Genomic DNA, 12,665 nt, shown 5'->3' with positions numbered 1-12,665 from the left:
GTTTTATAAACAGAAAAAGAGCGCTAAAATTGCAGCCTATGAAAATTTTTACTAGAATTAAGTTTCTTTTATTGTCGTTATTTGTCATTGCTGGTGGTTCCGGTGTGTTGGCACAGGTAACTTCAAATTTGCCTAACGGTGGGTTGAATATTTCTAATGACTTATCTACTCTAGGACCTTCTACCGCTTATACTCCGCTTGGCGATATAGTTCTGCAAAGTACTAATGCGACAGATTTCGTTACAGGCACTAACGTTAGAATAAGGCTAAATGCTCCAACGGGATGGCAATTTGAAGCTTCCGGGGTAACTGTGTCGCATTCTGGAGCTAGAATAACAGCTTCTAATCTAGTGTCTATTTCTACAACTGCAGTGATAATTAGATACACTGCAGGCACATCAACTGCAGACAATATAAATACGCTTAGGATAATTGGACTAAAAGTTCGCTCTACTACGAGAACTTTAGGAACTACGGTTAATATTATAAGAGCAAGTACAACAAGCAATGGTGATATCATCGGTTTTGATATGGGGGCCACAGCTGCTCAAATGTCAAAAATACCAGGTGCTAAAGCGCACCTTTTGGCATTATTGCCTAATCAAACTTTAAATTCGGGTAGTGCATCTGGTAAATCTGGTACACCAACTGTTCCTACGGCGGGTATACCATTTAATGTGAAGGTTTATGCAACAGATTATGCTTATTACCCAGTTCTTTCTACAGACCAAGTTAGTTTTACTTCTAACGATCCTTACGCAGCATTACCGCCTAATGGTAATTTAGAGAATACCCTCAATGGTACCGATTTTCCAGTAACATTAAACACAGCGGTTATTAGTCCGGCCCCTGCTTCTCAAACGGTTACAGCAACAAACGCTACTAATGGAAGCATTACTGCTAGTATTACAACTGCTTTAAGGGTTAATAGAGGAGCGTTTGCTAAGCTATTGGCATTATACCCAGGAGAGGTACTAGAGCCAGGCTCACCTACGGGGAAGACTGGTACTCCGGACGCTCCGGTTGCAGGTTTTAATTACCCTGTCAGCATATATAGTACAGATGTTTCTTTTAACAGAGTTAGTTCAACTAATAACGTTGGTATTTCTGTAACTGGAGTAACCAATTTTACAGCAGTTGCAAATGGTAATATGGCTGCTGGTGCGCGTACTGTTAATTTATTATTTAAGGTCTTAGGAGAAACGCCAAATGTTACCGCTGTAAATAATACACCTGGTAACTCAACCATTAGCCACAATCAAATATTGCCAGCCGTAGTACTTGGTTCTTTTGCCAAGTTACAAGTATTATTACCTGGAGAAAGTAATGATCCATCTTCTCCAACAGGAAAGAGCGGTAGCCCAACGCCGCAAGTTGCTGGAAATAATTTTACTGGAGATATTACCGTTTTAGCAGTTGACGATGCGTGGAATCCCGTTACAGGAATTTCAGGAGACATTAATTTAACAAGTACAGACGCTAATGCGACTATGCCTGTAAATGCTACAATGGCGAATGGTGTGGCTACGTTTGCGGCAAATACTATAACTTTAGTAACAGCAGGAAGTAGAAGCTTTACCGTAAACTTGGTTGGCGATTTCAATAAGGCCAATACTAGCTCAAATGTAACGGTAAACCCAGATGCGTTCAGTAAATTGCTGATTACCATGCCTTGGCAAACTTTCGTAGCAGGTGTGGGCAATACCGGTAGCATGACCCCGATAGCTTCAAACACAAACTTTACAATTCAAGTAAGGTCTGTTGATGCAAATTTTAATGTGGTTACGGTGTCGCCAACCGAGCCAACTGTTCAGCTAAGCACCACAGATGCTTATGGTACATTTACCAATAACAATTTGCCATTAGTCAATGGATTTAGAAGCTTCACTAACGCTAGGTTAAGAACGGCAGGTACTAATACTACAATAACTGCTTCTACTGGTGATATTTCAAAAGATGATACTACTTTACCTTTTACGGTAACTGGCGGTACTTACACCAAATTACTTGTTATTTTACCCGGCGAAACTTACACTCCTGGGGTAGCAGTAGGAAAAAGCGGATCACCTACACAAAGAGCAGCAGGATCAACTTTTAATGTTGAAGTAAGAGCAGTTGATGCATTCAGTAATACCGTTGATGTTAGTGGGTTAACCATCAATCTTACCACTACAGATCCAAATGTAACCATACCAGACGGTTTGATTACTAATGGTGTAGCCACTTTTAGCAATGTGGCCCTTGTTACGGCTGGTACCAGACGTTTTACAGCAACAGATGCTCTTAATTCAAGAACAGTGAATAGTGCCAACATTATAATCGATGCAGCACCTTTCAAAAAGTTACTTATCTCGCTTCCAGGGCAAACTTTTGTTGCTGGTGCAGGAAACACCGGTTCTATTAATCCAATAAATGTAAATACAAATTTTACAATTACCGTAAGGGCTGTAGACGAATATTTTAATGTGGTTAGCAGAACTGATGATATTCAACTTAGCACAAACGATGCTTTAGGTACATTTCAATTTAATAATTTGCCACTAATTGCAGGTGTTAAAAGCTTTACCAATGCTAGGTTAAGAACAGCAGGTACCAACCTTACCATAACTGCAACTAAAGCTGGAGATCCTGCTGAGAATGATACTGCAGGTCCAATCACCGTTGTAGCAGTAACCTATGCTAGATTGGTTTTAATTATGCCAGGTGAGACCTATACACAAGGTATTGCAGCAGGAAAAAGTGGTTCCCCTACAACACGTATTGCAGGTGTACCTTTTGATATCAAAGTAAGAGCTATTGATGCCTACGGAAACATTGTTCCAGTAAATAGCACTATTCGATTTACTGCAACAAATGATATACAAGCACAACTACCACCAAACACAGCTTTAGTAAATGGTGTATTAGATATAAACGGGATAACTAATTACCGTTTGCCGGGAGCAAATAGGAGGCTTACGGCTACAGATCAAGATGTGGCTAGTAGATCTTCACAAAGTCCAGCATTTACAGTTAACATCGGAACGTTTCAGAAATTGTTAGTGATTTTACCAGGCGAAACTTATGTGGCAGGTCATCCTAATGGAAAAACTGGTACTCCTGCAAATCAAGCACAAGGTGTAACTTTTAATGCTATAGTAAGAGCAACAGATAGTGCTTTTAATACCATCACTACTGTTGGTCCGTCGGTAACCCTTGCTTCTAATGAAGGTTTTACTACTAATGCAAGTTTAACTAATGGAATAAAAACTGATTTTGCTGTTACTTTAAATGCATTTAGTTATAATCCTGCTACAACCACACTTACAGCTACTTCTGCAGGTGTAACACCTTATACTACAGCGGGAATAGTAGTAATTGGACAGAGCGCTACTAATGATTTCTTTAGAAGTGTAGCAACTGGAAATTGGAATAACTCATCAAGTTGGGAGAGTTCTTCTAACGAATCAAACTGGCAACCATCTACATTATTTCCTACAACTTCATCGCGGGGTATAGTGATTGGAAATGGCAATACAATTACAATTACTGGTACCAATGCTACTTTAGGTGGTTCTGGTGTTACTTTAATAGAAAGTGGTGCTCAGTTAGCAATTGCGTCTGGCAGAACATTAACTATTAGTAATGGCGCTGCAGCTCAAGACCTAGTTGTAACGGGTACATTGCGTAGTGCTGGTACAATAACAAGAAACACTGGTAGTCAGATACAAGTTAATAGTGGCGGTATTTACCAACACGCTTTTACCACCACAAGCGGAACTATCCCTACTGCAAATTGGGCTACAGGCTCTATCTGCGAAATTGTTGGCTACACTACTTATGCAGGCGATGTAGCAGGTAGTAACCAAAATTTTTCTGACTTTGTGTGGAATGCGCCACAAACTGCAGCAGGACTACCATCTCTATTAAGTGGTTTTAATGCCAGAAACTTTACAGTAACTAGAACAAACTCAGGCACGCTTAATCTAGGCTCCGTTGGTGGTACAACTGTTATTACAGGTAACTACTTACAAACTGCAGGTAATGTACTTGCAAATAAAACCAGTGGTACGCAAAATATCTCATTTGGTGGAGATTTTGCTGTTAACGGCGGAACCTTCGCACTTGGAAGCGGAACAGTAAATGTAACTTATAACGGAAATTCTCAAAGCTTAAGCAACGCTGGGACAGCTATAGAGTTTGGCAATGTTACTTTTAGTGGTGGTACTAAAACGCTAACAAGCGGTAGTTTTGCTGTGGCAACTACAGGTGTTTTAACAATGGGATCAAGCACTACGCTAAATGCCAATGGCAACTTAACCGTATTGTCCGATGTTTCAAATTCTGGTACCATAGCTACAATTCCTAGCGGTTCATCAATTTCTGGAAATGTAACGGTGCAACGTTTTGTAAGGGGGGGTGCTAAAGATCCTTTCAGAACGCATAGAATGTTTTCATCGCCAATACATACAGGTTCAAATACCTACAATTTAGCACAGCTTACAGATGATATACTAATTACAGGCAAATCTGTCAATGGCTTCCACGAAGTGGGCAATAGCGGCACAAGTGCTTGGTTTTATGATGCTACATCTACTGGTTTTAAAGTATTTCCTTCTGCAACTACTCCAGTGCTAGCAGGTAGGGGAGTCTATGTGCTTTATCGTGGTAATACATCAAATGCGGCAGCTAAAGTAGCTAGCCCTTATGTTGATCCAGAAAACGTTGTGATGGACTTTTCTGGTACATTAAACCAGCAAAATGTTACCGTGCCTTTAGAATATTCGGCAACTGTATCTGGCTTTAATCTGCTAGGAAATCCTTATGCATCTAGTATCAATTGGGATAACGTAATCAGTTCAGGTGCAACGTCAGACTTGGAAAACCATGTTATACAGATTTGGGACCCTCAGGCAAGACAATATACCACTTACGACGGAGATACGCCGGCAAATGGAGGTTCTAGCATTATTTCATCAGGTCAAGGATTTTTTGTTAGATCAAAAGCTGGTGGAGGTTCATTCACTTTTAGAGAAAGCCATAAGTCAAATAGCATGGCACCTGTTTTATTGATGACAACTCCAGTGCGTACCGAAGAAGTTGCCTTAACCGCAAACGGTAAAATTGCAGCTGCAAATAATCATCAGGTAGCTTCTACACTTAAAACAGAACTTAGAACATGGTTAAAGAAAGAAAATACCCCTTACAAAGTAGAATCGGTTGTTGTCTTTAAAGATGGTAAATCGGCCGATTTTGTAGTAGGCGAAGATGCGCCTTACTTGAGAGGACGTGAAGTGTATATGGCTAGTTTAACAAGCGATAATAAGCCAATGGTAATAAATTATATGCCAGCAATTGTAGCCAATACAAGTGTGAAACTTTATATTGATACAATGAATGCCTCTGGCAACTACAAATTGGAGGTTAATTTTAATAACGTTCCTTCGGGCTATTTGGTTAAGCTTACAGACAACTACCTGCACACCTCTCAATTTGTTTCATCCGGATCAGAACACAGCTTCAATGTAGACAGAACTGTAGCAGCAAGTTTCGGAGATAGCCGTTTCAGCGTATCTTTCGAAGCGCCTAATACCTTACCGGTAACTTACAATTCGTTTACTGTTGCTAAAGTAAATGAGGGGGTACAGGTAAAATGGAGCACTGCAACCGAAACTGATAATGATAGATTTGAAGTGGAAAGAGCTGGTGACGATAAAGTGTTCGAAAAACTGCAAACTGTTATTGCTAAAGGCAGTGGCTCAGCTTATTCATATATCGATAGAAATCCAATAATTGGTAACAACTACTACAGATTGGTACAGTACGATAAAGACAGCAAAAACACAACAACAGATCCTCAAGTGGTGAATTTTACAGGTGGCTTAACTAATGCAACGGAACTTGTTAGCATATTCCCTAACCCTGTGGTTTCAAAATTCACTGTGAAATTCAATGGCGTTTTAAAAGCCAACAAGCAAACTTTGAAAATTGTAAGCGCTACTGGTCAGGTTTTGCTAACTAAAGATTTCTCTAAAGCACAGTTATTGTCTGGACAAGATATCGATATTGCTAGTTTTGCGTCAGGAGTATATATTGTAGAGGTTTACGAAGGCGGAACCCAACGTGTGGGCCAAATGAAGTTGATCAAACAATAAGGATAAATAAACAACAGAAAAGGGATATCATTATTGGTATCCCTTTTTTATGAGTAGTAGTGCCAAAATATGCTCAGGTTTTGATTTTAGAAGCGCAAAGCCTCTGCGAAGCACTCCCGATAGTCCCGCCATTCGCTTTACTTCGTAGGCAAACACACAGGTTTGCCACTACGTGCTCGCTGCTGTCGGGGCTAAAACCAAACAATTGGTTTCCAAAAAAAACCTACCAATTTATTAAAAGATCGCTTTACCACTACCTAACACATGGCGAAACGTATGGGAACTTAAATTTAGGATACGTTAAGTTAATAACATTGCCTACAAGCCCCGTAGGGCGACCATTTGGTAACTAGGGCTAAGCTAGTCTGTCAAAAGCTCCGTAGGAGCGACCTTTAAAAGCTTTAAAATGTTATCCATAAAATAATAAGGCCGCTCCTACGGAGCTTTAATTTAAACCAAGCGCCTATGGCTACCAATAGTTTACCCCTACCGGGCAATGTCATTATTTAAGGAAATCCGTAGGATTTTAATGTTTATAGCATAAGGTTAATGTGTTTTATCATGCGACCCCATCGGGGTCGAACAAATAAATAATGCTATTCTATAAATATTAGACCCCGTTGGGGTCTGCTACACACTTAACTTAATGACATTTAGCTTTAGGCTGGGCTTGTTTTGCCAAGTGCAACTTGCATCGTTAAACAAACCTTATTGTAGCGAGCACGCAATGTCATTATTTAAGGAAATCCGTAGGATTTTAATGTCTATAGCATAAGGTTAATGTGTTTATGATGCGACCCCATCGGGGTCGAACGGATAAAATAATGCTTTTCTATAAATATTAGACCCCGTTGGCGTCTGCTACACACTTAACCTAACGACATTGTCCTACGGGTCAATATGCGCAGATGGTGTTAAGCCCAATAACCACAGCCTTTGTAAAATAAACCTTGGCGAAGTGGTTTCCCGATTTAAACGCTTATTAATAAACAACTATTTTCTTTGCGTAGGTTTTATCTCCCGCTTTAATATTTAAAATATAAGTGCCTTTAGCAAGCTTAGAAACATCTAAGTTTTCGATAATAATTCCCAATTGCGACCCTTTATTTTGTTCGTAAACCTTTTGACCTATTACATTAACAATATTAATGTTTACGGTTTTTGCCCCGAGCAATTCAAAAGCAACTGTTAAATCATCTGATGCTGGAATTGGGAATACTTTCAGCTTAATCTCATTGTCGTTTTCGCTTGTAGGCAAGAAAGAAAGTTCGTTAGATATAGATGTGCATCCACCATTGATGTTAGCCCATACCTGATATTTCCCGGCTGCAATAGGTTTATATTGTTGCCCCGTAGCGCCTTCTATCTTTTCGCCATTTAAATACCATTGGTTGCCAGTGGCTATATTTGATACTAACTGGTCTCCATTTCTTGTTATTTGGGTGTTTGATAAGGGAACTTTCACCCTTTCACTAGCTAAGCATCCAAGTGCTTTCACCTTAATATCATAAAAGTAGTAGTAGAAAGATTGCGGCTGTGAGGCGTCGTTACCAATAATGTTAAAGATATCAAGCTCAGAACTTAGCGGATAAATAGAACGAGGAACTGTGTTGTTCCTAAAAATTGTCGCCTCATCTTCATAGTCGGTATGAATAGTATAATTGCCAGCTGTTGGAAATTTTAAGTTCAGCGTATACACTGCACCTTGATCTGTTAAATCGTCCGAAGCATTGCCGGCAGTTGGTGTACTTCTAGTGGCTGTTACTTTTACGGTACTGCTAGAAACCTCGATACCAAAGCTGTTTTTAACGTAAAACCTAATGGTTCCCGAATTTCCAATATACAAACGAGCGCTTTCTAAAATGGTGGGAGCAAAGGTACGTACGCTAACTCCGCCGCTAGTTTGTAAATAAGTGCCAGAACCCAATCTAGCTTCATACTTGTTTTTTGGTCCGAGATTGCCAATATATTCATTCAAGCCAGCATAATAGCCTTCGGCGCTTGGCTCAACGGCCGTGCTAATGTTGTTGCCGTAAGCAAAAGGTGTAGTTGCCGCAGCATCTTTATACCAATAAACAATTCCATCGCCATTGGCTGTTAATTGATATTGCTTGGTATCGTTGCAATAAAAAGCCGTTTGGGCAGCTAGCGCTGCTGGTAAGCTAATTTGTTCAATTTTTGTGATCTCGTTGTTAGCTGGTATAACATCTGTACTCAATGTTGTCTTCGCCGCAATCTCGTAGGTTTTGCCAGCCAAGGCATTGTAAAATCCGGCAACGGTAAATTCCCGCTCTTGCGATGGTTTAATTTCGCCAGTAAAAACGCTGTTCAGTGTGGCAATAATATTGGCGCCATCTTTAACGGTAACTGTTATTGGTATATTTGATAGGTTTTGTGTGCCAAAATTGCGAATAACCACACTTACACTTTGCTGTGGGTTTGCACAATTAGTAAGTGGCTCGTTAATTTTTGTGATGCCTACATCAGTTGTGGAGTTAATAAACTTCACTCTGTAATCAATAGTTTCGCCTTTGGCATAACTACCGCACGCCGTTACATTGGCTGAATTACCAGCTTCCGTTAATACAATTCTAAGTATAGAAAAATTGTTGATTTTGATACTTGAAGGAACCGTAACATTTGCTGTAAATAAACCAGTACCATTAATTACCATACTAGTCGCAATTAATTCTTCGGCATCGTCAAAATCTCCGTCAGCATTCCAGTCTACAAAAACCTTTGCAATTTTATCAAAATTAGCACCGCAAGTGCCAATCGACATGCTTAGCGGGTATGTTCTTGCCTTTTCCAGTTCTATCGTTTGTGTAGTGAAGTCGTTATATGAGGTGCATCCAGCGCCAGCTGTATAACTAACATTTGATAAATTAAAGCTGTTGATCTTAGAATCGTTAGACGTATTTGGCGCAGATGCGCAATAAGGTTTTCCGCCAACTCCCGTTACAATTACTGAATAAGCCTGAGATCCTCTTTGTAATGTTCCCTTATGTGAAATAGTAAAGGTATAAGTCTTACCTGGTACGGCATCAGCAATATAAATTTGTTCAACATTGTCTCTAAAGTTATCGCCTTTGGTGGCAGCAGCAGATGGGTTTGCGGGATTTAAAATCCAAGGGAAATAGGTATTGCTGCCATTGCTTGCCCTCATATCTAAATCGTTAACCAATCTTAATGTGGGGTTATTCAAAGCGTTTGCTACCGGTATCACATCAATTTCTGGGTCAGTCCAGCTTATGGTAGCGATTAGTGGACCATCGCCAGAAGCAACTACACTAAAGGTTTCGATGCCGCCTTGTGTTAAAGCTTTCTCGCTAATCATACTCTTGCCCCCGTTGTTCAAAATCGCCAAAGCTGCATTTTCCGTGTTCATTAATCCCCACCCAAAAATATAATCTGGTCCTGGGTTTGCGCCAGCTTCACTAGCGGTGCCAATTACCAAGCCTTTTAAAGTAGATGCACGCATAAATGCGTTGGTTTTTTGGTTGTACAGTTCTTGCAACAATGCTAATGAGCCTGTTACGCTCGGCGCAGCCATAGAGGTTCCTGAATAAGTGGTGTATGATTCGGTGCTGGTGCTACTAGTTGATGTTACGCTTACTCCGTCTGCAGCAATATCGGGCTTTATCCTGCCATCGTCAGTGGGTCCCCAAGCGCTAAACGACGAAATGGTAATATCACTTGGTGTAACAGTGCCGTAAGGAAGTGGATTTACGGCAGCAACTGTCATGATGTTTTTCGCTACAGCGTAAGTGCCCAAAATGTCGTAGCCATCGTTACTATAAATTCCAGCAGGTCGAGGGCCAGCATTAACTAAGCTTCCAGCAGCATTAAAACGATAATAGGTTTGCCCTACGGCGGGCCCATTGCTGCTACGGTAATTTCCGCCAGATTTAACTACAAGATAATAAGGTGCATTATAGCTGATTCTGTCCCACTCTTTGGCATCGCTGTCGTAGTAGCCAAATTTGTAATCTTCGTTAGCACCAGCTTGTCCTCTAAACTCCCATCTGTTCGGAATAGCACTGGTGTTCTCAAACCATCCGGCAATGGATCCATAAGAGTGATTGGAAAGGAGAAGAGAAGCTGCATAATTTGACATTTCCGAATTGTCATTATTAAAATCGAACGATAATAATTTGGGAAGTCCGAAAGCCATACCTTTTGCGTTCGGATATTTGCCTGCTGCCATTATAGTTCCTGCAACGTGAGTAGCATGGGCTGATACAGAAGAAACACCGTCTCTAACTTCTACTCTGTTGGTTTGGAATTCTATGTGACCCGTTAAGACAGCTCCGCCATCCCAAATGGCGACTTTGTCTGCTGGCAAAGTACTTCCGCTTAAATTTAATCCTAACGCTCCGCCAGTGTATAATTTACTAGTATTGATAGTGGCTGCAGAAACAGAGTTATTCTCAGTTATTTTGTAAAGCGGCATGCCAAAATCATCAATGCCATGAAGCGTAAATACTTTTCCTTCCTTTGTGATACCAAAAGTTTCCCAGCCTTTTTCTGCAGCTAAAGAAAATGCTTTTGCTCTTTTAACGTTTTCTACTCTGTTGAGTTCAATGGCATTTTGTTGTAGAAAAACTACATTGGTTTTATTTTGTTTATCAGCTTGAGCAAATAAAGCTGATGATGTTGTAAAACTTACGAGAACAATGGTAGAAAGCGTGAATATGTATTTTAAGCTTTGCATTTAATAAATCTAAATAAATGATTAAATTGAGGACAATTTTACGGATAATTAGATGACTTACATTAAAAAGATATTAATTTTATGTGCAACACCTCTATTTATGGCATGTACAGTACAAAATCAGGATGGAAAGAGTGTTAAACAGGGAGTTTACGGAAATGTAACTTGGTTATCTGGAAACATGATGCCGTCTCCAGATGAGCCTAGAGCGATGGAAGGTAGGCCGGTAGAGCGTCAAATTAATATTTACAAGGTAGTAACCTTCAATCAAGTTCAAGGTAATGCTCCATTATTCAAAGCAATTGAAGGAAAGTTAGTGAAATCTGTAAAATCTAATGCAAAAGGTTTCTATCAATGTGATTTGGACCCAGGGGTGTATTCTGTATTCGTGCTGGAGAAAAATGGGGAATTATTTGCCAATATTTCAAATGGTCGTGGACAAATTAACCCAATAACGGTACAATCGGGTAATTCAACAAAATTAGACATTCAAATAAACTATGAAGCTGCTTACTGATTTTGCAATAATTGATTGATTTATAGAACGTAAGACACTCTTTTTTTGAATAAAAAATTCTTTTTTATTCAAAAAACATCTATTATTGTAGTGATTTTCGTAAGCTGCTAAGCGGCTTGTGTTTAAGATACTTTTGGATGGCTGGATACATTACTAGAAAAACATTTTATAAGGCGCTCGCATTAGCCTTCTTTTTATTTGCTTGTAACATATTTACATTTGCGCAACTTGATCCAGGGTTACCTCCTTGTGAAGATGGTTCTATGCCTACACCCGATGGTGATTGTGTAGATAATCCAGTTCCTATTGATGGTGGGGCTAGCATATTGATTGCTGCTGGCGTAGCTTATGGACTAAAGAAAGCGTACGATAAGCGAAAGCAAAATAAAGAGGCAGATGTAGCTTAATTAGCTACCCTGCTTTCTCTAAAATTCCTTCTCTTTTTAAGATATATTCGAATATTCCTTCAATTGGTTTTTGAAGGGTTTTCCCGATTTTCAAATTGTTTTCTGAAAAAACAGCACGAAGCTCGTCTTGATAGTAGTAGCTGATAGAACCTACAAAGTTGCATTCTAAGGTTTTGTAGTTCTTGTAATCTTTTACGTTGGTGTCTATAAATTCTTGAAAGCCATCTTTTAATGTTTTTTGTATAAAAGGATGTTGCTTATGGTGGATCATAAACCTGCTAAAAGTAGCCAGGTATGAGTTTGGAAAGGGCTTTTGATAGATGTTCTCTACCACAATATCTTTGGTGATTTTAAATTCTTCGTCAAAAGCTTCCCTTAAATCTGCAGGCATTGTTTTATGCAGATACGAAATCAGCATTTTCTTGCCAAAATAGGTGCCAGAACCTTCATCACCTAGAATATAACCTAAACCATGGTTTCCGCTATACACAGTTTCGCCATCGTAATAAGCAATGTTAGAGCCTGTACCCAAAATACACGCTAGGCCTTTCTTATCTCCACAGGTAGCATAAGCAGAACCCATCAAATCATGATCTACACTGATAAAAGCGTTTGTGAAAAAAGACGATAAACCGTTAGATACAATTTCGTGTTTATCAGGATTTAAGCAACCGGCACCAAAAAAATAAACTTCTTTTACCCGATCGGCAATTGCCGCCATTTCTTTATGCTTAGAAAGAATCCTAAACACATCTTGGGCATTTGCAAAATATGGGTTAATACCTTGTGTATTAAAAGAGTAAATTTTTTCTGGGCTGTATGCCATCCAATCTGTCTTGGACGAGCCGCTATCTGCAACTAAAATCATCCTCCTAAGATAATAAATTTTTTTA

General features: G+C 39.6%; 5 protein-coding genes. 3 read left to right on the top strand and 2 right to left on the bottom strand.

From position 1 onward, the window contains the following. Positions 1-38: 38 nt before the first annotated feature. Positions 39-6,134: a T9SS type A sorting domain-containing protein gene (locus REI64_RS02320; protein ID WP_308848476.1), complete on the top strand. Its 6,096-nt coding sequence runs from the start codon at positions 39-41 to the stop codon at positions 6,132-6,134. A 982-nt stretch (positions 6,135-7,116) separates the two neighbouring features. On the opposite strand, the gene REI64_RS02315 is transcribed toward REI64_RS02320, so the two are convergent. Further along, positions 7,117-10,848, bottom strand: coding sequence for a S8/S53 family peptidase (locus REI64_RS02315; RefSeq protein WP_308848475.1), 3,732 nt, complete (start codon positions 10,846-10,848; stop codon positions 7,117-7,119). A gap of 100 nt (positions 10,849-10,948) precedes the next feature. On the opposite strand from REI64_RS02315, the gene REI64_RS02310 reads away from it, so the two are divergent. Further along, complete coding sequence (locus REI64_RS02310; protein ID WP_308848474.1) at positions 10,949-11,365, top strand: hypothetical protein; 417 nt, start codon at positions 10,949-10,951, stop codon at positions 11,363-11,365. Between the two features lie 137 nt (positions 11,366-11,502). Further along, positions 11,503-11,772, top strand: a complete 270-nt coding sequence (locus REI64_RS02305; protein WP_308848473.1) for a PID-CTERM protein-sorting domain-containing protein — start codon at positions 11,503-11,505, stop codon at positions 11,770-11,772. A 4-nt stretch (positions 11,773-11,776) separates the two neighbouring features. Here the strand turns inward: REI64_RS02305 and REI64_RS02300 are convergent, their stop codons facing one another. Beyond that, positions 11,777-12,640 carry an N-acetylglucosamine kinase gene (locus tag REI64_RS02300; RefSeq protein ID WP_308848472.1) on the bottom strand — a complete coding sequence of 288 codons (864 nt, stop codon included), beginning with the start codon at positions 12,638-12,640 and terminating at the stop codon, positions 11,777-11,779. Positions 12,641-12,665 lie beyond the last annotated feature (25 nt).

This window comes from Pedobacter sp., from assembly GCF_031119335.1.
In the GTDB taxonomy this organism is placed as follows: domain Bacteria; phylum Bacteroidota; class Bacteroidia; order Sphingobacteriales; family Sphingobacteriaceae; genus Pedobacter.
The sequence above is the reverse complement of the archived record's forward strand: the minus strand, read 5'-3'. Positions and strand labels throughout refer to the sequence as shown.

Coding starts and splice junctions, on each gene's coding strand:
- REI64_RS02320 (WP_308848476.1), top strand. CDS start 39: ATGAAAATTTTTACTAGAATTAAGTTTCTTTTATTGTCGTTATTTGTC.
- REI64_RS02315 (WP_308848475.1), bottom strand. CDS start 10,848: ATGCAAAGCTTAAAATACATATTCACGCTTTCTACCATTGTTCTCGTA.
- REI64_RS02310 (WP_308848474.1), top strand. CDS start 10,949: ATGGCATGTACAGTACAAAATCAGGATGGAAAGAGTGTTAAACAGGGA.
- REI64_RS02305 (WP_308848473.1), top strand. CDS start 11,503: ATGGCTGGATACATTACTAGAAAAACATTTTATAAGGCGCTCGCATTA.
- REI64_RS02300 (WP_308848472.1), bottom strand. CDS start 12,640: ATGATTTTAGTTGCAGATAGCGGCTCGTCCAAGACAGATTGGATGGCA.